Raw genomic sequence first — 19,892 nt, 5'->3', positions numbered from 1 at the left:
TCGCGCATCAGTACGGGGCCGCCCGGTACGTCTCGCCCTCGCGGAGCACCGTCGCGAGCGGGCTGGCGTTCGAGAAGGTGACCGGCACCGGGGCGTAGGGGTACCGCCAGCCCCCCGTGGTTACGACAAAGTGGAGGTGGGGGGTGCCCGCCAGCCCCGTGTTGCCGCTCCGGCCGATGGCGTCGCCCCGGCGGACCTCGGCGCCCGCCTCGACGTCGGCGCCCCCCCGCGTCAGGTGCATGTACTGGGCGAACGTGCCGTCGTCGTGCTCGACCACGACGAGGTTGTTGGGGAACCCGCCGTCCCGGCCGGACTCCTCGACGTGGACGACCGTGCCCTCGTGCGCGGCCGTGATCGGCGTCCCGATGGGCATCCCGAAGTCGTAGGCGTAGCGGTCCGGCCCGTCGGCGCTGTGGAACGACGAGGAGCAGTTGCCGAGGTTCATCCGGTACGACGTGCCGACGGGGTACGGCAGCACGTAGGCCGAGCTCTGCGGGGGGGCGTAGACCTGCCCATCGCACCCGGCGGCGTCCGACGTGCCGGACGGGTCGCCGTCGCACGACGGGGCGGTCGCCAGGAGGACGAGGAGGCAGAGGGCGCGCATGGACGGGGGATCGGGCGGGTCCCCCAACGTCCGCTCGTTTCGCGGCCGAGGCGTCTCAGGACGGGAAGTGACACGCCCAATCCGTCGTCGCGGGCGGACGCCTCGGCGTCATCGCGGGCCCGGTCGTGCGCAGCAGGGCGAGGAGGGAGGGGGTGTGGCGCATGGCATGGGTCGGCGAGGGAGCGGACGGGGAGCACAGGGCGCGCGAGACGCGCGAGACGCGCTACTCGACGGAGTAGTCGCCGCTCTCGACCGTCTCCATAAAGTCGGGGGCGGGCCGGTCGGCGCAGGTCACGGCGTCGTCGCGGAACGGCGTGATGGCGTGGAGGTCGTCGCCGCCGGGGTCGCCGTCGCGGACGTAGAGGAACGCGCGGCGGCCGAGGAACTCGGGGTCGTTGGCCTCGAACACAACGCCCTCGACCCAGGCCTCCTTCGTGGTGGCGTCCACCTCCAGGCAGTCGACGGAGTAGAGCGCCTCGAAGTCGAAGACGGTCCCGCCCCCGTAGTCGATGAAGACGTCCGCGCGCCACGTCCCCGCGGTCTGGCCGTCGGAGTCGACCGTGGCGTCGACGAAGTAGAGGTTGTCGCCCGCGCCGCCCTGGCCGTCGTCGTCGAAGTCGGCGTAGCCGCTCCCGATCACGCTGTGCGCGTCGACGAGCGGGGCGGTGGTGTCGCAGGCCATCATGGCGAGCGTGCCGAGCACGAGCAGGGAGGTGCAGAGCTTGGAGGTCATCGGTCTGGTCGTGGGGGCGGGCGGAGGCCGAGCCGGCCCATGTGTCGATCAGGCCGGCTCGTCCGTGGATCCCCTCCGCGACCGCCCTCGTGCCGGGCCCTGACGAACAAGGCGTCGAGGTAGAAGATGAGGTAGAGCCGGTCGAGCGGTCGGTTCTGCCACGCCGTGACCTCGTCGAGGACCGAGGCGGTGACGTCCGAGATGGGCGTGGGCGAGACGTCGGTGACGATGGCGGGCTCGAAGTGGCCGTTGCGGGAGTTGCCGGAGCCCTTGCCGCCGCCGTGTTTCTCGTAGCCGAGGTGGTCGGTCATCTCGCCCTCCAGGGCGCGCTCGACGAGGCACCCGGTGAGCTGGCGGAGGAATCCGCCCTGGGCGAGCAGGTCCTGTGGGTCGTCGCAGCGTTGGAGGAGTTGGTCGAGGAGCTCTTTTCCCAACTCACGCTCACGCGACCTCGGCTACTGAACGACGTAGTTGCCACGCTCCACCTCCTCCATGAAGTCGGGCGCTGGCCGATCGGTGCACCGTACGTCCGGGTCGTCGAGCGGCGTGAGGGCATGGAGGTCTTGGCCGCCGGGGCCGCCGTCCTTGAGGTAGAGGAAGGCGCGCCGGCCGAGAAACTCCGGGTCGTTGGCCCGGAACACAGTGCCCTCAACCCACGCCTCCCGGGTGTCGGGGTCCACCTCCAGGCAGTCGACGGTGTAGGTCGCCTCGAAGTCGAAAACGAAGCTCCCAAAGTCGATGTAGACGTCGGCGCGCCACGTGCCCCGGAGTCGGCCGTTGGGGTCGCGGTGGGCGCTCGTCCAGTAGCGGTTCTCCCCCTCCGCTCCGCCGTCCAAGACGAAGTCGGCGTAGCCGCTGCCGACCGCCTTGTGGCGCTCGGAGCCTCCCGCGTTGGCCGAGGCGTCCTGGGCCACCGCCAGGCCCGAGGTGGACCCGTCTGCCGGAGCCGTGGCATCGCAGGCGGCCAGGGAAAAGACGAGGGTGCCACCCACGAGGAGGAGCACGCTGAGTCGAGGGGTCATGGGTCTTGGGGGCAGAAGGGGGGCACCGCACCGACGCCAGTCGGCTCGGTCGTGATGCGTACGAGCCTAGACCCAAGGGCCACACACGGAAAGGGCCTTTCGACTGTCCGGCCCGTCGCTGCGGCAAAGCGGCTCGCTGGGCTGGTGAACCGGAGCGCCGCCGCCCAGGTCCGTCACGCGAGTCGCAGGACGGTGCGGGATTCCCCCGCGCCGCGCCGCGTCCTCTTCCTCGTTCGGGACGACAGCCCTGCGCTCGCCGGACGTTTCGCAGGCCTCCCCAGGGGTCCTTGTACCCGCTCTCTGGACGTGTGCGTCACCCCACGTTGGCCGGTCGCCCGACTGCGCGCGGATTCGCGCGCATCTCCCTCTCCCGTCGGGAGAGGGGACGGCGTAGGACGGCACGTTGCCAGACGCAGAGCGTGTCGGAAGAGCTCAGCGATCTGGCATCAATCGCTCTCGATCCGACTCCCGTGACGGACGTCAGAGCGTCGCCCCGAGAGCGTCTTGCACGTCCCGGCGGTAGCTGCGGCTGAGCTTGAGGCGCGCGCCGCTCGTCAGGTGGACCTCGTACTCGCCGTGGTCGAGCGTGCGGAGCTCGCGCACGCGGTCGACGCGGACCATCGCCGAGCGGTGGACGCGGACGAACGTCGGGCCCAGACGCCGCTCCATCTGCGCCATCGTGCCGCGGAGCAGGTGCGCCCGCTCCCCAGCGTGGAGCGTCACGTAGTCTCCCGACGCCTCGATCCAGTCCACGTCCTCGATCGGCACCAGCACGATGCCGCCGCGGGACTTGACGGCGAAGCGCTCACCGGGAGCCGGGCCGAGCTGTTTCAGGGCCGCCAGGGCCACGCGCAGCCGGTCGTCGAGGTGGCCCAAGGTCCGCTGCTGGATCTGGTCGCGCGCTCGGTCGAGCGCCACGTCGAGCCGGTCGGGGTCGACGGGCTTGAGGAGGTAGTCGAGCGCGTGGCACTCGAAGGCCCGGAGGGCGTGGACGTCGTAGGCCGTCACGAAGACGACGTAGGGCACCTGCTCGGGCGCCAGCTCCGCCAGCACGTCGAACCCGTCGAGGCCGGGCATCTGGACGTCGAGGAAGACGAGGTCCGGGGCGTGCTCGCCGATGGCGACGACGGCCTCGCGCCCGCTCGCGCACGTGCCGACGACCTCGACGTCCGGCACGTCGGCGAGGCGGAGGCGGAGCCCCTCGCGCGCCAGAGGCTCGTCGTCGACGATGAGGGCCTCGATCATGGGACAGAGGCGGCGCCCGGCGCCGGGTGGAGGCTGCCGTCGCCGCTGATCGGGCGGGTGCGGTAGGGGAGCTCGACGGTGACGCGGAGGCCGCCGAGCGGCGAGCCGTCGAGCGCGAAGCGGTGCGCAGCGCCGTAGCGCTGCTCCAGCCGCGCCTGCGTGTTGGCGAGGCCGATGCCCCCGCCCGGCTCACGGTCCGAGGGCAGGCCGGGGCCGTCGTCCTCCACGCGCACGCAGAGCCGGTCGCCGCGCCGGTGAGCCGCGAGCACCAGGCGGCCCGCCCCCTCGTGCGGCGCGATCCCGTGCCGGACGGCGTTCTCGACGAGCGGCTGGAGCAGCAGGCTCGGCACGAGCGCCAGCCGTGCGGCGGGATCGACCTCGACGCGCACGCTCAGCCGCTCCTGCAGGCGGCACTGCTCGATGGCGAGGTACTGCTCGGTGAACGCGAGCTCCTCGCCGAGCGGCACCTCCTGCTCGCCGCGCTGCTCCAGCGTCATCCGCAGGAAGTCGGCCAGCCGGTTGATCATCCGCCCGGCCTGGGCGGTCTCCCGCTTCAGCACGAGCGTCGAGATGGCGTTGAGCGTGTTGAACAGGAAGTGCGGGTGGAGCTGCATCTGGAGCGCGTGGAGCTGCGCCTCCGAGAGCTGCGCCTCCAGCCGGCTCGCCCTCAGGGCGCGGTCGCGGAGCTTCCGGGAGTAGTCGTAGGCGTAGTACGCGCCGACGGTGCCCCAGTAGGCCAGCACGGCGAAGTGGAGCCACGCCCCCGCGATAAGGTCGAGGATCTGCGCGGTCCACGTCACCCCGGAGACGTCGAAGGGCGCGGTGATGCCGGTCCAGAAGGCGAAGAACCCGAGGCTCGCCAGCGAGAGCGCGACGCAGGCCGCGAGGTGGACGAGCAGGCTCCGGCCCCGAGGCGGCCCGTCCAGCCGGACGCGGTGGGCCAGCCAGAGGACCAGCAGCGTCACAGGCACGCGCACCAGCCAGGGCGGCACGACGTACCACCAGATGCCCGCCCACGAGAACGCGGGGCCGCCCTCGAAAAAGCGGAGGGAGTAGACCTGGAGCACGCACACGACGGCCGGGATCATCCACACCAGGGTGACGACGCCGGCGAGCAGGCCGTAGCGGACCCAGCGTCGCCGAGATCGGCTGTCGAGCGTGTGCGGTGGAATCGTGCCGGGACCGAGAGGAACCATCGGCACAGACTACGCGCGTGCGCGCGGCGAGCGGCCCCTGCTACGCCGAACCGGCCGCGACGCCCGACGAGCCGGCGCCTCGACGCGACGAAGCGGGATCGGGCTGGCCGCCATAACCTGCGAGCGGTTGCGTGCTGACGCGGCGCGACCCGCCCTCCGGCCGGCGGCGTAGCCGCAGCGTGGCGGCCGTCCGGCCCAGAGCGGCGACGTCCCAATTCCGGTTCTGGGTCGTCTCGCCGACGGCGGCGCGGGACGTTCTCCGCCCGCTCGGCCTATGATGCACGGGCGCTGATGCACGGGCGCCTCGCCCTGATGGCTCCCGGCTCGTCGCTCGCGCCGTCCGGTTCGTCGACGCAGACGACCGTTGTGTCGAAAAGCAGCGCCCAAAGTCCCTGTTAGGATGGACTCTGGAAAAACAGCCGCGTACGCTCGGGGGCCGACCAGGCGACCGCGGCTGCTGTGAACCAGACCCGGCGTCCTCATCCCAATCACCCCCTCAATGAAGACCCTCAGCCTCTTCCTCACCGGCGCGCTCGCGCTCGCCGCCTGCCAAGCCGACGTCGAACCCCAGGAGGTCGACCCCGACGTCGAGGCCAGCGACGTCAGCTCGGCCGTCGAGGACTCCGACAGCTTCTCCGGCGGCTCGCTCCCGTCTGACCTCACCGGGCTCTCGATTCAGGAGAACCACGACAACGGGTCCCAGATCATCATCTCCGCAGTCCGGTTCGACGACACGCAGACGACCGTCGACGCGACGGTCGTCAACGGGCACGACGACGCGATCAAGCTCAACACGAGCGACGACATGAAGCTCGTCGACAACCTGGGCAACGAGTACCTCCTGGTCCCGCCGGGCGGCAACGACGAGGTCGAGGTGGCCGCCGGCGAGCAGCTCCAGGGCTCGTTCAACTTCGCCGGCCGGATGAACCCGGAGGCCACGTCGGTCACGCTGCTCACGAACCCGGACTTCGGCTCGGGCGCCGAGTACACGGAGCGGCCTGAGTACCGGATCGAGATCCCGCTCAGCGGGGCGTCCGAGTGACCGGCCGGCTCTTGGCCCTCGCGCTCGCCGCGTGCGTCGCCGCCGGGTGCGGCGGCGCGGAGGCCCCCGAGCCCGAAGCCGGGCCGTCGCCCGAGGGCACCGGCGCGCTCGGCCCCTCGACCGTCACGTCGAGCTCGCTCGACGAGTCCGAGGGGGAACGGATCGCGCAGGTGATCTCGGACCTCGGCGCCACACGGACCGATGACGGCCAGATCCGGATCACGCTGCCCGAGAGCGTCCTCTTCGACTTCGACGAAGCCGACATCCGGCCCGACGCGCGCGCGACGCTCGAAGACGTCGCGACCGTCCTCGACCACCACGCCGACGCCCCCGTCACGATTGAGGGTCACACCGACAACAAGGGGACGCCGGCCTACAACCGCGACCTCTCCGAGCGCCGCGCCTCGGCCGTCGCCGACGAGCTAGCGAGCGCGTTCGGCGTGGACCGTGGGCGGATGACGACGCGCGGCCTGGGCGAGAGCCAGCCGGTCGCGGAGAATGAATCCGCCGACGGCTCGGACAACCCGGAGGGCCGCCAGCAGAACCGCCGCGTCGAGGTGATCGTCGACGCCCGCGAGGTGACCGACTCCGAGGCCGCGCCCGACGTCGTCGACCCGTCGGGCGGGTGACGGGAACGTCCTGACCACGTCCCCCGCCTCGGTTTCCCATGTCTGCTCTCTCCCTCGGCCGCGTACTCGGAGCCGTCGTGTTCGTGGCGCTCGTCGTCCTCGTGATCGCCGGCGTCCGGTGGGCCGTCACCCGAGACCGCGCCAAGGCGCGCGCGACGTTCCGCGCGTGGTGGGCGTGGGGGCTCGGGGTGCTCCTGTACCTCCTGAGCTGGGTGGGGCGAGTCGCGGGCGGTCTCCAACCGTGACGCCCCAGACGGATCGGAGGCCAACCCGGACGGAGTCGACCTGGCTGGGGGTGAGCCGCACAGCCCCAAACCCGATGCCTGAGCCCTTCCCCGTCCACCTCCTCCGACCGCGCGAGGGCACCCTTTCGGGAGCCCAAGGCGAGTTCTCGATCACCGTCCCGTTCGCTCCGTTCGAGCTGGCGACTCCCGCCTTCAAGGAGGACCGTCACGAGCTCCGGACGAAGGTGGTCATCGACACCATCCAGGCGCAAGCCGACGAGCCCGCCGCGCTGGCAAACCAGACGCTCACGCTCCCGACGAACCCGGAGCCCGGCTACGCCGACGGGTCCGTCTACATCGTTCATGCCCACGTCCCGTTCGACACGACTCGGATCGCGTTTGGAGCCCTCGCCAGAGACGTGATCGAGGCGGAGATCTCGGGGCGGCTGCTCCCGGAGTACGTGAGGCTCGGGTACGGCGACGTGGACGTAGTGCTCCGAGCGCGTCTGCGGGTGGTGCCGTGAGACGACGCCCGGTACACGCTCGCAACGGAGCCACGCTGTACCCCCCGAGGGGTCCCCACCTTTTCGCGTCAGCACACCCAACCACCCTTGAAAGCCCGCGCTGTCCCGCTGCTCATCTGGACGGGCCGCGGGTACGTCGTCCCGCTGGTGACGTTCGCGTGCCTGCTCGCCTCCGAGGTCGCGACCGAGCACGCCGTCGGCGACGACACGTACTTCCAGGAGCACGGGTGGCCAGTCGCGCTCGCCTTCGTGGTGGCCGGGCTGGCGGTCGCCGTGCTCGCGCGCCGGTACGACCGCCGACTGCCGCGCGTGCGGGCGGACCCAGCCGCGGGCGAGCGTGTGTCGGTGGAGAGCCGGAGCGACACGTTCTTTTTCGCCCCCCTGCGCGTCTGGCCGCACGTGCTGTTCGCCGCCGCCGTGTTCGCCGCGTTCACCATCGGCTGAGGCATCCGCCGGAGCCAACCTCCCCCATCCCCTCATTATGCGACGCCTTCTCTTCCTGACCGCCGCCCTCGCGCTCGCCGCCTGCGGCGCCTCTGACTCCCCCTCGGCCGAGAGCACCGCCAGCCCGCCGACCGACACGTCCCCGCCCGCTGACTTCTCGGACGCGACCGAGGCGACGGACACGAGCGGGCGCGTCGAGGTCGGCGCGTGCACGACGTACGATGTCGACGTCCTGGTCGAGTCCGAGTTCGTCGTCGTCGCCTGCGACGCGGCCCAGGCCCGGAGCCGGGTCACGCGCGTCGTCCAGGAGGGCTCCGAGTGCGGAGACCAGCCGTGGACCAACCCGTTCGGCGACGGGGACGTGTACTGCGTCGAGGCGTTGTAGGCCCGGTCGGTCGCGTGTCCGGCCCCGGCTCGCTCGCATCGGGAGGCCAGGGCGAGCGCATTCTACATCGACGTGTCCTCCTGAGCGCCAGCGAAGGATCTCAACGCGGACTCGTCAGCCCATCGGTGCCGGTGCCGACGACTCGGGACGTCGGCGTTGAGATTCTTTCCGCATACCTTTCATCCACCGTATCGCCCCCCGCGTGACCTCCATATGCGAGCGCTGACCGCTACCGCCCTCGTGCTCGTCGGGTGCAACACCTCGCTCAAGCCTCAGGCCGAGGCCCCACGACTGTTGGACCGCCGCGCGTTCGAGCGCGCGTTCGAGGCCGTCGCCGACGAGCACCCGGCGCTGCGGGGCTCGGAATGGTCTCTCGTCACGCACAAGCTGTACGACGGCGACGTCGTCGAGCTTCGCCTGCTCAACCGGCCGTTTGCAGAGCTCCCAGACCGCGCGCAGGGCGGGTCGCCCACCGGGGCTCCGTCGGCACTCGCCCCTCTCGCGCTCGCGCAGCTTCTCGCCGGGAGTCTGGAGAACGCGGCGGCGTTCGGGCGGACGAGCGTGACGTACTACGCCGAGGCGAACGCCCTCTTTCGGGGCGGACCTGCGCCTCGCGCCCTGTTCCACGCGGGCTACCCGACGGACTCGCTCCGAGCGCTCCCGTGAGTGCACTTCTCGTGGCCGCGCTGGCGGACGACGGCGTCGAGGTCGGCACGATGGTGCCCGCCTACGTGGGCGTCGCGTTCGGGCTCGCGCTGGTGGCGGCTGGGCTGTGGCTGCGGAGGCGCGACATGCGGCTGCTCCGTATCGGAGAGCGGGCGCGGGGGCGCTACGTCGGAGCCGCGACCGAGCCGTCGGCGCTGGGGGCTCATGCGTCCTCGCGGTACGGCGTCGTCGAGTTCACGACGCGCGACGGCCAGACGATCCGCGTCCGGGGCCGGCTGGGTGTGCCGTGGGCGGGGCGGTGGGTCGGCCGCGAGGTCGGCGTGATCTACGACCCGGAGGCTCCCCACCGCGCGCTCCTCGACACGTTCGTCGAGACGTACGGTGCCGCCCTCATCTTCCTGCTCACGGGGGCGCTCATGACCGTGGCCTGCCTCGTCGCCATCGTCGTGCTGTGACGTCGCGCTCACCGGAACACCTCTCGTGAGATGCAGAGCCCGATGACGACTCTCCATTCGTCGGAGCCTGCGCCTACGGCGTCCGCGGTCCCAGGCCCACCGCCCCGCCACGATCCCCCAGGCCGCCTGGTGGCAGCCTCGGACACCGCCCTCGGCCCCGACGTCTTCGACGCAGCCACCTGTCAGAACTGCGGCGCGGCCTTGGGCGGCCCGTTCTGCGCCGCGTGCGGGCAGAAGCGCGCCGAGCGATTCTCGTTCGACGACGTGTTCCAGCGGTTCTGGTGGGTTCACCAGTGGCTGGACCCGACCGTCGCCCGGTCGGCGGCGCGAATGGCGCTCCGGCCCGGTTTGGTGGCGCGCGAGTACGTGCTGGGCGTCCGCAAGCCCCACGTCCACCCGTTCAAGCTGGTCCTGTTCGCGGTCGGGCTCCTGATTTGGGTTTTGGGCCGGACGGAGTACCTGACGGCCGGGCAGGGGGAGCTCACCGAGCAGATGCGCGTCGTGGAGGCGTGGGGCCGGGGGTCCTTCACGCTGGGCTTCTTCGCCGTGCTGGGCGCCTCGCTCTTGGTCTACCGCCAGCGGCTGGGCTACAACGCGCTCGAGCACGTGGTGCTGGCGGCCTACGCCCAGTTCCTGATCCTGGCGGCCAACGTCGTCAACCTCCTGCCGCTGCTGGTCCTCGACGCGAGTTGGGTCGTGCGGCACCGGGCGGCCTCCGGCCTCTACATGGATGTTGTGGAGGTCGCCATCGTCACGGTCGCGTTCGTCCAGTTCTTCCGGGTCCGCGTCCGCGATCGCGACGGCGTGCGGGTTTGGGAGGTCGGCCGGCTCGCCCTCGCGGTCGGCGCGTTCTACGTCGCCAAGTCCATTCTCCAATACGGGTATGCCCGTCTCATCGTCCACTTCGCCCTCTAGCCTCATGCGGCACCTCACCGGACTCACCCTCGCCATTCTCTTGGTCACCGGCTGCGGCGACGGCGGGGACTCCGGCGGCGATGCCATCGCAGCGGCCCAGATCGCCGGCACGCTGCGCGCGTGCTCGTACGACGGCGAGGGCGTCGCGTTCGAGGAGGGCGGCGAGGCCCCGCAGGCGTGCCGTGACATGGTCGCCGAGATCATGACGTTCGTGGGCCTGCCCCAGAACTTCGAGGTGATGGAGGCCGACGTGCCCAACGCGGCGGCCGTGATCGCGGTCGACGAGAGCCAGCAGCCGCGCCGGCTCATCGGATTCAACCCCGACTTTATCCGGCTCGTCCGCGACGAGACCGGCGGCAACGACTGGGGGCCGGTGAGCGTGATGGCCCACGAGATCGGGCACCACCTCGCCGGGCACACCATCCAGCGCGGCGGGAGCCAGCCGCCGATGGAGCTCGAGTCCGACAAGTTCAGCGGGTTCGTGCTCTACCAGATGGGCGCTGGGCTCAGCGACGCGCAGGCGGCCATGCAGGCGCTCGCGCCCGAGGGCAGGAGCCCCACGCACCCCGACCGCGCCGACCGGCTGGCGGCCATCGCCGAGGGCTGGAACCAGGCGTGCGCCCAGGCCGGCGGCGACTGCGCCTCGGGCCAGCCCGCCTCGGGCGCGACCTCCCGCTCGGCGCCCCGGACCGCGTCACGCCCGGACGCGCCCGCTCCACGCCCGTCGGCCGGCGCCTCGCCCAACGCGGCGTCCCGCGACACCGCGAGCCGTCCCGCGACCTCTCGCCCGTCGCCCTCGGCGTCGCGCCCGTCCGCGCCGCCCGCCTCGCAGCCGTCGCCTCGCACGACGCCGAACGCGCCCGCTCGACCAGCGGGCCGCGCCGACATGCTCCCGGCCTCCGGCTCCATCCCGTCGAAGGGCTTGCAGTTCGTCTACGACGAGTACGGGCTGCTCGACCCCGCCATCCGCCAGTCGCACGAGGCGGCCATGCGCCAGCACGCCCAGGCGACGGGCGTAGAGATCGTGACCGTCGTCACGCGCGACTTGCAGGGGATGTCGGCCGAGGACTTCGGGTGGGCCATGCTCCGCCAGCTCCGCGTCGGCCAGCTCGACGTCGGCAGCGGCGCCGTGCTCGTGGTGGCGCCCGAGGCCGGGCAGGCCGCGGCCGTGCTGGGGCCGGGCGTCGCGCTCGAGGTCGACGCCGAGCAGAAGACGGAGCAGCTCGAGCGCTGGATCTCGGTCGGGTGGCCGAACTGCCAGCGTGGCTCGGGGTGCGGGACCTGGACCGACAACCTGTTCGGGGCCGCCGACCACGTCCGCCGCGACACCGACGACTGGGGGTGGGAGATCCGCTACCAGAGCTTCCAGGGGCTGTTCGACGCTGCCGCCTCGGCCCGGGAGGCCCGCCTCGGCGGTGGCCCGGACAACCCGACGTGGCGCGCGCTCGCCAACGTCTCGGGCCGTGTCGTCGCGCTCGACCCGGCGCCGGGCGGGCGCGACCCGTTCGTCAACGACGTCAAGCTGGAGGGCCGCCGGGCCGTCCACGTCGAGACCGAGGGCGGGTTCGAGACGGTGATGTACTTCGATCCCGAGGTCGAGGCGATCATGCCCGGCGGGCCGCTTCAGGCGGGCAAGGCGTACACGTTCGTCGTCCGCGAGGGCGGGCTCTCGGCCAACCGCGACGACACCCAGCACCTCGACCTGATCAGCTACACCCTCGCGGAGTAGCCCACGTGAACGGAGGACCGATGCCCGTGCCGACGTCGAAGCCCCACGCTCCTCGAACCGATGACCGGCTCTGGCTCTACCTCCTCCTGTGTGCTCTCGCGTGGTGCGCTCTCGCCGGGTGCCAGGCCCCGTACAGCGGGCCGACCGTCCAGGTGCGCGTCGAGAACCGGACCGGCGCCGACCTCGCCAAGCTGTGGCTCGGCGTCGGCGGGCGCGAGCACCGCACGGTGCTCTATGAGGATGTCGCAGCGGGGGCCACGACCGGCTATCAGGCCATCCCGGCCGCGTACCACGGCTGGGGGATGGTCAACGCGACGACGACGGCGAGGGAGCGGCTCCCGCGCGTGACGATCCTCGGCCCGGACCAGGGCGGCCCCGTCCTGACGCCGGAGGCGTCGTACACGCTCGTCCTCGAAATGGGCCGAGCGCGCTACCAGCAGGACCCGTGAGCCGTCCTTGACGAGTCCGCCTCCCCACGTACAGATCGCTTCTCGCTCTGGCTATGGCACCTCCTGACCGCCCGCGTCACCCATTCATCCGAGCGCTTCTGGATCACTTTCCAGAGCTACGAGACGACCTGGACCAATCGGACGGCTTCGGACTGCTCCACGTCGAAATGACAAGGTTTGCGAAACGCTCCCTGGAAGCCTTCCGCGCCGGCGATCTCGACACCGTCCGCCGGCACTTCGCGTTCGTCGAAGGAGGGTTCGACGACGCCGGGGACCTCGCTCTGATCAACGCGCTCCACGTGTCGTACGTCGAGGAGTTCGCGTGGGGCTTCGAAGAGGACCGGGCCGCGCGGGCTCTGATGCCTCCACGCCTCACCGATGCGTTCGACCAGATGGTCATCGCGTGGCGCAATCTGTAGACCCTTCCGGTGTAGCGCCCCTCAACCCCATCCCACGGTGGAAGTCGAACCCGCCGCTCTCGACGAGATGTTCAGCCAGCTCGGCTCCATCGCAGCGGTCCTCGGCGCGTTCGCGTTCGCGTCAGCCGGTGCCCTGCTGGCGGCTTCGGAGGAGCAGGCTGGCACGGCCGCATCAGTAGCCGCCGGTGCTGCCGTTCTAGTGCTGCCGTTCTATCGGCTGCCTGCTTCATTCTCAGCGCCCTCTTGGATGCTCTCCACCGTCTGGATCGCAGGGGATTTTTCGATAGGCAGTGCGGCCCCAGACGTTCCACTTTTGCTCCACGCCATCATGTCGTTTGTGTTCCAGCTTGGCATCCTCGCCCTCTTCGTGAGCCTCGGAGCTAGCGGGTGGGTTCGCTCGCGTCGGCTCGGGTGGTTCACCAGCATCGTCGCTTTCGTGGCTACCGTAGCCGCTATGAGAGTGGTTTTCCAGTTTGTAGAGTGAGGCAGACTCCAACGGGGACACACCACGACATGCGCGCCGCGCGCCGCGTCTCGATCTGGCTTGGAGACTTCTCCGACGAGGCCGCCCTCGACGACTACCTGGGCGACGGGTTCGCCCGCGATTTCGGGTTCGAGATCGACCCGCCCGCCGGACCCGAGTACGACGCCGGAGACGAGCGGGACGTGCGCACGCTCCTGACGGGGTTCTCCGGCTGGCGCGGATTCGTGGACGCCGCCACCGAGGCTGCGCGGGCCGTCGGCGTCCGGCGTGCGAGCGCGGCGCTCGTCTTCTATGGCTTCGAGTACGACCCGTCGCTGATCCGGAACGAGCGCGCGCCGCTCCGCTTCGTCGGTGTCGTTCCGTCCGCTCGACTCGCTCCGAGCCACGACCCAGCGATGATCGACGTGGACGGACTCATCCGCGAGCGAGCCCGCCAGCGGTTCCCGTCGTGGGAGGGTCACGTGCCCTCGACGGCGCTCGCGGCCACGCGCGCCGTCTTCGACCGGCTGATCGGTGGCCTCGTCGCGCTCGGCCCGGAGGCTCTGCCAGCGCGCGCGCTCGGTCTGTTCCGGGCCGCCGTCGCCGACCTCAACCGCCTCGACGCCGCCGGGCCGTTCATCTTCACCATCGAGCGCGACGACCTCTGCGACGACCTCTGCCGCCTCGCGGACCTCGCGGGGTGCGGCCCTCTGGACGATCATCTGGACGACTGGCGGACGTGGTGAGGCGCCCAGACCTCCTGAGCTTGGCGACCTGGCTCTCCTTCAACGCGATCCGGGCTGGCGAGCCGGGGCGCAAACGGGTAGAGCGCCGGGCGCGAGCCCTCCGGCTCGGACCGCTCGTGTGGGCCCGCCCGCCGACCGCGGACAGCGCCGCGGGTCACCCGCCGTGCTCCGGCCCCGCTACCGACCCATTCCACGGCAGGAAGAGGTAGCCCCCGGTCAGATCTTGGAGCGCGACCTGAACCTCCATCAGCGTGTTGATCTCGTCGAGGGCCTCGTCGAGGTCGGCGAACTCGACGTCGAACCGGGCGTCGCACGCGCGGATCTGCTCCGCGAGCGCGGCGTCTGTCGCGGCGTCTGCCGCCTCGGATGCGGGACGGCCGAGGGCGAGGCGTATGCGGAAGACGGGCGCCCCCGCTCGGGTCGCCTGTACCCCGGTGTCCTCCCGGACGACTCGGAGGCCAGCGTCGAGCAGAGCCTGCGCGGCGGAATCGAGGTCGGCGCTCCCGCGCTGGAAGTAGACGTGGCACGTTGGCATGGTCAGGGCGGGGTGAGAGAGCCCCACGCGAACGTCCGGCGCTGGGTGGCCGCTCCACCCTCGCCGGAGTCCACCCGCCGGACGGTGTTGAGGTCGCCGGGCGAGCCGTTGAGGCGGGGTACATCGGGTTCGGCCGATGGCGTCGCTCGGTGCCGACCTAGTGCCGCGTCACAGCAGTTCTGACGGGTTGGTGCCCGTGTTGCGTATTGCATGTCCTGAGGATCGGATACGCAACACGAAACACGCAACAGATCGAAGCGAATCCGTCAAAGACTCTGTGACGCGGAGCTAGTACTCGTCTTTGGGGATGAGCACGACGTAGCCCGGTTCGGGCACGAAGACGCACTGGTCCGACAGCACCTTCCCCACGTACGCCGAGACGTAGGCGGCGAAGCTCTCGGCCTCTACGCCCTTTCGCCCCGAGTCGGACGACCATTCGATGAGCGGGCCGTCCTGCTCCCTCGACGCGACCGACTCCACGTACCCGTAGTTCTCGCCGCATTCCAGGACCGGGATCATCAGGTCCGGGTCGTAGTCACCGAGCCCGTACCAGACCCTGTAATTGCCTCCGAACTTGCGCTCGACCTCGAGCATCGAGTGCCGGTGCTTCGCGATCTCCCCGAGCGGTACCCAGCGGTACGGCCCGAAGATCAGCTTCCCGTCGTCGCGCTCCCCGTCGTGGAGCCGGTACGCCTCGCGCACCGACGCGGGGAACGTACCGACGCGGGGAACGTGACGCCGAGCTCCGCCTCGGCTGCCTCGATGTCGGCGTCCGACGCGGGCGGGTTCAGGTTCTCGAGCAGCACTGGCGCGTGCTCGGCCAGCCACGTCTCGAGGTGCTCGAACGAGTCTTGGAGGGCCATGGTCAGGCTGAAAGCGTGCCGGGTGGATGCACCGACGGTCTTCGCTCACGTAGGGTCGGCACGGTCTCCGAGCGCTACGGGGCCGCGCAGGCGCTCTCGATGGCCTGCTGCTGGTCTACGCAGCCGGGTCCGTCGCACTCGACCGTCTGGCCGTCGGGGAACTGGGCGTAGGTGTCCGCGCCCGCGCCGCAGAGGGCGTACGCGACGCCGGTCTGGGGGCAGACGCCGCTCCCGACCTGGTCGTCGTCGGGGCACTCGGGGACGTCGTCGGCCCCCGGGACTGGCGGTGCGGCCGCAGGGCTCTCGACGAGGCCGTCCGGGCTCTGGACGTCGGTGGGTGGGGCCTCGGAGCCGCCGCAGGCGGCGAGCGCCAGCGCGGCGAGGAGGAACAGCGTACGCATGGGGATGGTGGGCCTACGAGCGGGAGGCGTCAGGGTAAGGACGCATCGTGGGCCACGGCGGACGCAACGGAGAGAGGTTGCATCGACTTCCTCGGCACCTTCTCTCCGTCGGCCCGATCGGTCCGCGAGCGTACCGAGGCGGATGGGTCTATGACAGCGTCTCCCACAGGCCGAGCTTGACCTGGAAGACGCCCGCGATCTGCTCGGCGCGCTCCACCATCCGCGTCGCCCGCTCCCCGGCGTAGCGCGCCTCGACGGTTTTGCGGAACCGCTCGGTGCCACCGCGCGGAGCGCTTGCGCCCGAGCCCCGGCATCCGGGCGTGCGGCGCGAACGGCCGCCCCCGGTACGCGCCCGTCTGGAACACGACCGACGACCAGAACGAGACCATCGTCGGGAGGTGCGCGTCCCACCCCGCCGCGATCCGGTTGAGGTCGACCCGGCCCCGGAGCAAGCCCTCCGCTCGAAGTCGTTCGTGAGACCGCCCGCGGCCTGGTAGATCCGGGGGTCGCCGAGGTCCTGGAGCCGGGGCGAGAACCGCATCCCGAGAGGGTCGAAGAGCCCGAACACGAGGTCGGTGTAGCCCGCGTGGTCCGTCGTGTGCTCCAAGACCGTGAGGTCGGTCTCGTTGTCGAGGATCTCGTCGAGCACGTACGTCGCGTCGCGGACCGTCGGCTGGAGGGCTTGGTTGGTGTACCGACGGTCGAGACGGGCGAGCATCTTGAGCCGGTTGGCCGGGAGCGCCGAGAGGTCCCATCGGTCCACGCCCCGCTCGCGGAGCCGGGCGAGCTTCGCGGCCACATCGAGGACTCGGGGGTGTTGGCCCTGGCCGGACCGCTCCTGTGGACGACGACGCAGGCCGGGCGGAGGCGGGCACCCAACTCCGTTCGAGTGGGGGGCGCCGGCCCCTGTGCGCGAGGTCCCGGACGCCTCCGAGCCTTCCGCCTCCGGGGCCCGACCCGCAGGACGAGGGGCCACGCCGGCCCTGTCCGCTACCGCTCGACGGGCGCGCCAGCCGCGGCCAGGTCGTCGAACCCGCCCGCGTTGACGACCCGCTCGAAGCCCATCCCCTCCAGCACGGCCGCCGCCCGGCCGCTCCGGGCCCCGGAGGCGCAGTACAGGTAGACCGGCTCGCTCCGGTCGAGGCGGTCCACTCGTTGCTCGAAGTCGCCGTCGAACACGTTGGCGTGGAGCGCACCGGCCACGTGGCCGCCCGCGAACTCGCCGGGCGTCCGGACGTCGACGACACTCGCGCCGCGCTCGATGGCGGCCACGACGTCGGACGTCGGCTCGGTCGCGCCGCCGGTCAGCATCCGGTAGGCGACGACCAGGGCGATGGCGGCGACGGCGACGACGAAGAGGGTGGTCCGGGTCATGTCCAGGTGGTGCGGGCGAGGGCGAGGAGGCGGCCGTCCGAAGCTCGCAAAAGCCGGTGCGCGCGCGAGCCGTTCTCCAGCGGTCCCACGTCGCTTACGACGTCGTCCCCGACGACGGCCTCGGACCGGTACAGCACGTCGACCTCGCGCAGGCCGGCGTCCTCGGGCAGCGCCTCGATGGCCCACTCGACAAACCGCGCGTTGTTGGCGTGGCCGACCCGGTCGAGGTCCGACCGGCGGACGGCGAACGTCCGAGCGTGCTCGACTGTGGCCGGCGGTTCGGGCGGGTCGCCCAGCGTCAGGGCCCGGGGCTTGTCGGTCGCCTCGAACCCGTCCATCGCCGGGGGCAGGCGGACCGGCCGTCGCCGGGCGACGTCGATGAGGAACCACAGGCTGGTGGCCACGGCCAGCGCCTCGCTATCGGCGCCGGTCACGCGGAAGTCGCGCGTGGCGCGGAGCCCGTCGAGCGCCGACGGCCACGTCTCGACGGCGACCCGCTCGCGCATCGCGGGCCGGCGGCCGACGCGGAGCCGGAGCCGCGACATCACCCAGGTCGCCCAGCCGCCGCCGGCGAGCGGGAACCCCTCGCGGCCGCTGGCCCGGGCGTGCTCGCCGGCCGCCTCCTGGAGCAGGTCGCAGATCGTCAGGGCCGAGGCCGTCTCGTCGGGGCCCACCTCGGTGGCCCGGATCGCGAACGGCTCGGTCCAGACGAGCGGGACGTCGCTCACGAGGCGAGCGTGGCGTCGAGCGTGATCTCGGCGGCCTCCAAGACCTTCGAGAGCGGGCAGGTCTCGGACGCCTCCTTGGCGATCCGCTGGAACTCGCGCTCGTCGATGCCCGGCACGTCGGCGTCGAGGGCGAGGTCGATTTTCGGGATCTCGAAGCCGCCCTCGACCTGCTCGAGGTGGACGGTGGCGGTCGTCTCGGCGCGCGTCGGCGGGTGGCCGGCCTCGGCCAGCATGTGGGAAAGCTGCATTGTGTAACACGCGGCGTGGGCGGCGCCGAGCAGCTCCTCGGGGTTGGTGCCGGCGCCCTCGCCTTTGAAGCGGGAGTTGAACGAGTATGGGGTCTCGGACAGCGTGCCGGTCTCGGTGGAGATGGCGCCGGAGCCGTCGGCGAGGGCGCCGGACCAGTGGGCGGAGGCGGTGCGGATGGGCATGGGCAGAAGGGGAGAGGGCGCGTTGAATGCGGAGGGAGGGGCGGGGTTCGTGCCGAGACCGCTCGGGGCAGCGGGGAAGGCTCCATGTCGCGTGGATCTGGAACACACGCGGCCCCCGGCGCTTATCACCCCTTGCAGGGACTCCGTCTCCCGACGGGGTCATTCCTCCTGCGATCCCCTCTGAACCCATCTCCCCATCCCTATGGACAACGACAGACCTATCGTCACCGGAACCTTCCGGGACCAAGACTCCTTCGACCGCGCCGTCTCCGACTTCCGCAAGCGCGGCTACACCGACGAAGACTTCCACGTCGTCATGTCGGACGACACCCGGAAGCGGTACTACGCCGACGGCGACGCCGAGATCGAGGAAGGCTCGAAGGCGATGGAAGGCGCCGGCGCGGGTGCCGCGACCGGCGGCTCGCTCGGCGGCATCATCGGGGCGATCGCCGGGATCGGCGGCGCCGTCATCGTGCCGGGCATCGGCGCCGTGGCCGGCCCGCTCGCGGGCGCGCTCGCTGGCGCTGGCGCCGGCGGCGCGGCGGGCAGCTTGGTCGGCGCGCTCATCGGCGCGGGCATCCCCGAGGACCACGCCAAGACCTACGAGCGCGACGTCAAGAACGGCGGCATGATGCTCGGCGTCCACCCGCGCGACGACGACCGCGACTACGTCCGCGACCGGTACAACCAGTACGGCGCCAACAACGTCTACTCGAGCTAGTCCGCTCGCGACGGACCGCCTGTCGAGGGGCGGGGGCTTCGGCCTCCGCCCCTCGTCCGTTCTGGTGGCTACCGCGCGATGGTCACCCGCTGCGACCGGACCGCGACGCCGCTCGCGGACTCGGACCGGACGACGGCGAGGTACGTCCCGGCGGCCAGCGCGCCGGTCCACTCCAGCCGGTGCGCCCCCGCGCCGACCGCGCGCGGGGCGAGCGACGCCACGCGACGGCCGAGCGCGTCCACGAGGTCCATCGAGACGACGGCCGCCGCCGCCGTGCGGACCGAGACGGTCAGGCGGTCCCGGAGCGGGTTAGGGAACGCGGCCGTGATCGCGAGGCCGTAGCCGGGGCCGGCCTCGGCGTCGGTCCCCATCCGGTTCTCCGCGCTCGGGGTCGGCGTCTGGAAAAAGACGAACTCGTCGGCGCCGTCCATCGCGCGGCCGTACGACACGTCGGTCTCCTGGGCGCCGAACGTGACGCCGTCGATGAGGGTGAACCCGCCGGCCCCGTCGGCGACGTACAGGGCGGCGTCCTCGCCGTCGGCGCTCAGCTTGAACGAGGCGTGGAGCGGGCCCTGGTCCTCGTCGTCGTCGGCCCAGATCAGGAGGTAGCCGCCGGCCGCGATCGTGGTGTCGGGCAGGGCGAACTTGTCGGGCTCGGTGAGGTCGTCGGTGAAGAAGACGCCGGCGAGGGAGACGGCCTCCGACGAGCCGTTGTAGACCTCGACCCAGTCGTCGAACTCGCCGGCCTCGTCGGCGACGGTCGTGTCGTTCGAGGCCAGGATCTCGTTGACGACGAGGACGGTCGGGTCGGGCGCCGGGGGAGGGGGCGTGGCCGCGCCCGAGAAGAGGGCGAGGGAGAGGAGCGTAGCGAGGGGCATGAGGCGAAGGGTGGTGGGCCCAAAACCTAGCCATGTTTCGCCCCTGGCTCTTGGGTAGAAACCCCTACCGT

30 protein-coding genes are annotated in these 19,892 nt (G+C 71.5%); 15 read left to right on the top strand and 15 right to left on the bottom strand.

Annotated elements, in window-relative coordinates; genetic code table 11:
- Nucleotides 1-7: 7 nt before the first annotated feature.
- The 6 genes from ACOOHE_RS11900 to ACOOHE_RS11875 all read right to left on the bottom strand — a co-directional run bounded on the left by ACOOHE_RS11900 (nucleotide 8) and on the right by ACOOHE_RS11875 (nucleotide 4,800).
- Nucleotides 8-604 carry a M23 family metallopeptidase gene (locus ACOOHE_RS11900; protein WP_420454302.1) on the bottom strand — a complete coding sequence of 199 codons (597 nt, stop codon included), beginning with the start codon at nucleotides 602-604 and terminating at the stop codon, nucleotides 8-10.
- Between the two features lie 223 nt (nucleotides 605-827).
- The gene (locus ACOOHE_RS11895) at nucleotides 828-1,337 is read right to left on the bottom strand and encodes a hypothetical protein (protein WP_420454301.1); all 510 of its coding nucleotides are present in this window, start codon (nucleotides 1,335-1,337) and stop codon (nucleotides 828-830) included.
- On the bottom strand, nucleotides 1,334-1,771 hold the full coding sequence (locus ACOOHE_RS11890) for a transposase (protein WP_420454300.1): 438 nt from the start codon (nucleotides 1,769-1,771) through the stop codon (nucleotides 1,334-1,336). Before ACOOHE_RS11890 ends, ACOOHE_RS11895 begins: the two co-directional genes overlap by 4 nt.
- Nucleotides 1,772-1,792: 21 nt before the next feature.
- Entirely contained in the window at nucleotides 1,793-2,359 is a 567-nt protein-coding gene (locus ACOOHE_RS11885; RefSeq protein ID WP_420454299.1) for a hypothetical protein, read from the bottom strand.
- 480 nt (nucleotides 2,360-2,839) lie between these two features.
- The gene (locus ACOOHE_RS11880; protein WP_420454298.1) at nucleotides 2,840-3,604 is read right to left on the bottom strand and encodes a LytR/AlgR family response regulator transcription factor; all 765 of its coding nucleotides are present in this window, start codon (nucleotides 3,602-3,604) and stop codon (nucleotides 2,840-2,842) included.
- Nucleotides 3,601-4,800, bottom strand: coding sequence for a sensor histidine kinase (locus tag ACOOHE_RS11875; RefSeq protein ID WP_420454297.1), 1,200 nt, complete (start codon nucleotides 4,798-4,800; stop codon nucleotides 3,601-3,603). Before ACOOHE_RS11875 ends, ACOOHE_RS11880 begins: the two co-directional genes overlap by 4 nt.
- A gap of 499 nt (nucleotides 4,801-5,299) precedes the next feature.
- Between ACOOHE_RS11875 and ACOOHE_RS11870 the strand changes: the two genes are divergently transcribed.
- From ACOOHE_RS11870 to ACOOHE_RS11805, 14 genes are all read left to right on the top strand, one after another.
- A complete protein-coding gene (locus ACOOHE_RS11870) occupies nucleotides 5,300-5,842 on the top strand; it encodes a hypothetical protein (protein ID WP_420454296.1) in 543 nt (180 codons plus the stop codon).
- Nucleotides 5,839-6,471: an OmpA family protein gene (locus ACOOHE_RS11865; RefSeq protein WP_420454295.1), complete on the top strand. Its 633-nt coding sequence runs from the start codon at nucleotides 5,839-5,841 to the stop codon at nucleotides 6,469-6,471. The genes ACOOHE_RS11870 and ACOOHE_RS11865 overlap by 4 nt, the downstream gene beginning before the upstream one ends.
- Nucleotides 6,472-6,509: 38 nt before the next feature.
- The gene (locus tag ACOOHE_RS11860) at nucleotides 6,510-6,716 is read left to right on the top strand and encodes a hypothetical protein (RefSeq protein WP_420454294.1); all 207 of its coding nucleotides are present in this window, start codon (nucleotides 6,510-6,512) and stop codon (nucleotides 6,714-6,716) included.
- A gap of 74 nt (nucleotides 6,717-6,790) precedes the next feature.
- A complete protein-coding gene (locus tag ACOOHE_RS11855) occupies nucleotides 6,791-7,219 on the top strand; it encodes a hypothetical protein (RefSeq protein ID WP_420454293.1) in 429 nt (142 codons plus the stop codon).
- Nucleotides 7,220-7,306: 87 nt separating this feature from the next.
- Entirely contained in the window at nucleotides 7,307-7,663 is a 357-nt protein-coding gene (locus ACOOHE_RS11850) for a hypothetical protein (protein ID WP_420454292.1), read from the top strand.
- 37 nt (nucleotides 7,664-7,700) lie between these two features.
- On the top strand, nucleotides 7,701-8,048 hold the full coding sequence (locus ACOOHE_RS11845) for a hypothetical protein (protein ID WP_420454291.1): 348 nt from the start codon (nucleotides 7,701-7,703) through the stop codon (nucleotides 8,046-8,048).
- A gap of 213 nt (nucleotides 8,049-8,261) precedes the next feature.
- Nucleotides 8,262-8,714: a hypothetical protein gene (locus ACOOHE_RS11840; RefSeq protein WP_420454290.1), complete on the top strand. Its 453-nt coding sequence runs from the start codon at nucleotides 8,262-8,264 to the stop codon at nucleotides 8,712-8,714.
- Nucleotides 8,711-9,169, top strand: a complete 459-nt coding sequence (locus ACOOHE_RS11835) for a DUF3592 domain-containing protein (RefSeq protein ID WP_420454289.1) — start codon at nucleotides 8,711-8,713, stop codon at nucleotides 9,167-9,169. Before ACOOHE_RS11840 ends, ACOOHE_RS11835 begins: the two co-directional genes overlap by 4 nt.
- 129 nt (nucleotides 9,170-9,298) lie before the next feature.
- Entirely contained in the window at nucleotides 9,299-10,084 is a 786-nt protein-coding gene (locus tag ACOOHE_RS11830; protein WP_420454288.1) for a DUF3667 domain-containing protein, read from the top strand.
- Between the two features lie 4 nt (nucleotides 10,085-10,088).
- Nucleotides 10,089-11,813: a TPM domain-containing protein gene (locus ACOOHE_RS11825; protein WP_420454287.1), complete on the top strand. Its 1,725-nt coding sequence runs from the start codon at nucleotides 10,089-10,091 to the stop codon at nucleotides 11,811-11,813.
- A gap of 20 nt (nucleotides 11,814-11,833) precedes the next feature.
- Nucleotides 11,834-12,262 carry a hypothetical protein gene (locus ACOOHE_RS11820; protein WP_420454286.1) on the top strand — a complete coding sequence of 143 codons (429 nt, stop codon included), beginning with the start codon at nucleotides 11,834-11,836 and terminating at the stop codon, nucleotides 12,260-12,262.
- Nucleotides 12,263-12,315: 53 nt separating this feature from the next.
- On the top strand, nucleotides 12,316-12,681 hold the full coding sequence (locus ACOOHE_RS11815) for a DUF7674 family protein (protein WP_420454285.1): 366 nt from the start codon (nucleotides 12,316-12,318) through the stop codon (nucleotides 12,679-12,681).
- A gap of 37 nt (nucleotides 12,682-12,718) precedes the next feature.
- Entirely contained in the window at nucleotides 12,719-13,165 is a 447-nt protein-coding gene (locus ACOOHE_RS11810) for a hypothetical protein (protein ID WP_420454284.1), read from the top strand.
- 29 nt (nucleotides 13,166-13,194) lie between these two features.
- Entirely contained in the window at nucleotides 13,195-13,890 is a 696-nt protein-coding gene (locus ACOOHE_RS11805) for a hypothetical protein (RefSeq protein ID WP_420454283.1), read from the top strand.
- 154 nt (nucleotides 13,891-14,044) lie between these two features.
- Here the strand turns inward: ACOOHE_RS11805 and ACOOHE_RS11800 are convergent, their stop codons facing one another.
- From ACOOHE_RS11800 to ACOOHE_RS11765, 8 genes are all read right to left on the bottom strand, one after another.
- Nucleotides 14,045-14,425 carry a hypothetical protein gene (locus ACOOHE_RS11800; RefSeq protein WP_420454282.1) on the bottom strand — a complete coding sequence of 127 codons (381 nt, stop codon included), beginning with the start codon at nucleotides 14,423-14,425 and terminating at the stop codon, nucleotides 14,045-14,047.
- A 288-nt stretch (nucleotides 14,426-14,713) separates the two neighbouring features.
- Complete coding sequence (locus ACOOHE_RS11795) at nucleotides 14,714-15,127, bottom strand: hypothetical protein (protein ID WP_420454281.1); 414 nt, start codon at nucleotides 15,125-15,127, stop codon at nucleotides 14,714-14,716.
- A complete protein-coding gene (locus ACOOHE_RS11790; protein ID WP_420454280.1) occupies nucleotides 15,076-15,288 on the bottom strand; it encodes a hypothetical protein in 213 nt (70 codons plus the stop codon). The genes ACOOHE_RS11795 and ACOOHE_RS11790 overlap by 52 nt, the downstream gene beginning before the upstream one ends.
- Before the next feature lie 74 nt (nucleotides 15,289-15,362).
- Nucleotides 15,363-15,689 (bottom strand): hypothetical protein, encoded by a 327-nt coding sequence (locus ACOOHE_RS11785; RefSeq protein WP_420454279.1) that lies wholly within the window; start codon nucleotides 15,687-15,689, stop codon nucleotides 15,363-15,365.
- A gap of 148 nt (nucleotides 15,690-15,837) precedes the next feature.
- On the bottom strand, nucleotides 15,838-16,488 hold the full coding sequence (locus tag ACOOHE_RS11780; protein WP_420454278.1) for a Tn3 family transposase: 651 nt from the start codon (nucleotides 16,486-16,488) through the stop codon (nucleotides 15,838-15,840).
- 191 nt (nucleotides 16,489-16,679) lie between these two features.
- On the bottom strand, nucleotides 16,680-17,063 hold the full coding sequence (locus tag ACOOHE_RS11775; protein ID WP_420454277.1) for a rhodanese-like domain-containing protein: 384 nt from the start codon (nucleotides 17,061-17,063) through the stop codon (nucleotides 16,680-16,682).
- Nucleotides 17,060-17,791 carry an acyl-[acyl-carrier-protein] thioesterase gene (locus ACOOHE_RS11770; protein WP_420454276.1) on the bottom strand — a complete coding sequence of 244 codons (732 nt, stop codon included), beginning with the start codon at nucleotides 17,789-17,791 and terminating at the stop codon, nucleotides 17,060-17,062. Before ACOOHE_RS11770 ends, ACOOHE_RS11775 begins: the two co-directional genes overlap by 4 nt.
- Complete coding sequence (locus ACOOHE_RS11765; protein ID WP_420454275.1) at nucleotides 17,788-18,222, bottom strand: OsmC family protein; 435 nt, start codon at nucleotides 18,220-18,222, stop codon at nucleotides 17,788-17,790. The genes ACOOHE_RS11770 and ACOOHE_RS11765 overlap by 4 nt, the downstream gene beginning before the upstream one ends.
- Nucleotides 18,223-18,424: 202 nt before the next feature.
- Here ACOOHE_RS11765 and ACOOHE_RS11760 point away from each other — a divergent pair, with 202 nt between their 5' ends.
- On the top strand, nucleotides 18,425-18,943 hold the full coding sequence (locus ACOOHE_RS11760; protein ID WP_420454274.1) for a hypothetical protein: 519 nt from the start codon (nucleotides 18,425-18,427) through the stop codon (nucleotides 18,941-18,943).
- A gap of 68 nt (nucleotides 18,944-19,011) precedes the next feature.
- Here ACOOHE_RS11760 and ACOOHE_RS11755 read toward each other — a convergent pair whose 3' ends face one another.
- On the bottom strand, nucleotides 19,012-19,821 hold the full coding sequence (locus tag ACOOHE_RS11755) for a lamin tail domain-containing protein (protein WP_420454273.1): 810 nt from the start codon (nucleotides 19,819-19,821) through the stop codon (nucleotides 19,012-19,014).
- Nucleotides 19,822-19,892: the final 71 nt, after the last annotated feature.

Origin of the sequence: Rubrivirga sp. (genome assembly GCF_965213695.1) — a bacterium.
Taxonomy (GTDB): Bacteria; Bacteroidota; Rhodothermia; order Rhodothermales; family Rubricoccaceae; genus Rubrivirga.
This window is presented reverse-complemented; position numbering and strand designations above follow the sequence as displayed.

Coding starts and splice junctions, on each gene's coding strand:
- ACOOHE_RS11900 (WP_420454302.1), bottom strand. CDS start 604: ATGCGCGCCCTCTGCCTCCTCGTCCTCCTGGCGACCGCCCCGTCGTGC.
- ACOOHE_RS11895 (WP_420454301.1), bottom strand. CDS start 1,337: ATGACCTCCAAGCTCTGCACCTCCCTGCTCGTGCTCGGCACGCTCGCC.
- ACOOHE_RS11885 (WP_420454299.1), bottom strand. CDS start 2,359: ATGACCCCTCGACTCAGCGTGCTCCTCCTCGTGGGTGGCACCCTCGTC.
- ACOOHE_RS11880 (WP_420454298.1), bottom strand. CDS start 3,604: ATGATCGAGGCCCTCATCGTCGACGACGAGCCTCTGGCGCGCGAGGGG.
- ACOOHE_RS11875 (WP_420454297.1), bottom strand. CDS start 4,800: ATGGTTCCTCTCGGTCCCGGCACGATTCCACCGCACACGCTCGACAGC.
- ACOOHE_RS11870 (WP_420454296.1), top strand. CDS start 5,300: ATGAAGACCCTCAGCCTCTTCCTCACCGGCGCGCTCGCGCTCGCCGCC.
- ACOOHE_RS11860 (WP_420454294.1), top strand. CDS start 6,510: ATGTCTGCTCTCTCCCTCGGCCGCGTACTCGGAGCCGTCGTGTTCGTG.
- ACOOHE_RS11855 (WP_420454293.1), top strand. CDS start 6,791: ATGCCTGAGCCCTTCCCCGTCCACCTCCTCCGACCGCGCGAGGGCACC.
- ACOOHE_RS11845 (WP_420454291.1), top strand. CDS start 7,701: ATGCGACGCCTTCTCTTCCTGACCGCCGCCCTCGCGCTCGCCGCCTGC.
- ACOOHE_RS11840 (WP_420454290.1), top strand. CDS start 8,262: ATGCGAGCGCTGACCGCTACCGCCCTCGTGCTCGTCGGGTGCAACACC.
- ACOOHE_RS11825 (WP_420454287.1), top strand. CDS start 10,089: ATGCGGCACCTCACCGGACTCACCCTCGCCATTCTCTTGGTCACCGGC.
- ACOOHE_RS11820 (WP_420454286.1), top strand. CDS start 11,834: ATGCCCGTGCCGACGTCGAAGCCCCACGCTCCTCGAACCGATGACCGG.
- ACOOHE_RS11815 (WP_420454285.1), top strand. CDS start 12,316: ATGGCACCTCCTGACCGCCCGCGTCACCCATTCATCCGAGCGCTTCTG.
- ACOOHE_RS11805 (WP_420454283.1), top strand. CDS start 13,195: ATGCGCGCCGCGCGCCGCGTCTCGATCTGGCTTGGAGACTTCTCCGAC.
- ACOOHE_RS11800 (WP_420454282.1), bottom strand. CDS start 14,425: ATGCCAACGTGCCACGTCTACTTCCAGCGCGGGAGCGCCGACCTCGAT.
- ACOOHE_RS11790 (WP_420454280.1), bottom strand. CDS start 15,288: ATGGCCCTCCAAGACTCGTTCGAGCACCTCGAGACGTGGCTGGCCGAG.
- ACOOHE_RS11785 (WP_420454279.1), bottom strand. CDS start 15,689: ATGCGTACGCTGTTCCTCCTCGCCGCGCTGGCGCTCGCCGCCTGCGGC.
- ACOOHE_RS11775 (WP_420454277.1), bottom strand. CDS start 17,063: ATGACCCGGACCACCCTCTTCGTCGTCGCCGTCGCCGCCATCGCCCTG.
- ACOOHE_RS11765 (WP_420454275.1), bottom strand. CDS start 18,222: ATGCCCATCCGCACCGCCTCCGCCCACTGGTCCGGCGCCCTCGCCGAC.
- ACOOHE_RS11760 (WP_420454274.1), top strand. CDS start 18,425: ATGGACAACGACAGACCTATCGTCACCGGAACCTTCCGGGACCAAGAC.
- ACOOHE_RS11755 (WP_420454273.1), bottom strand. CDS start 19,821: ATGCCCCTCGCTACGCTCCTCTCCCTCGCCCTCTTCTCGGGCGCGGCC.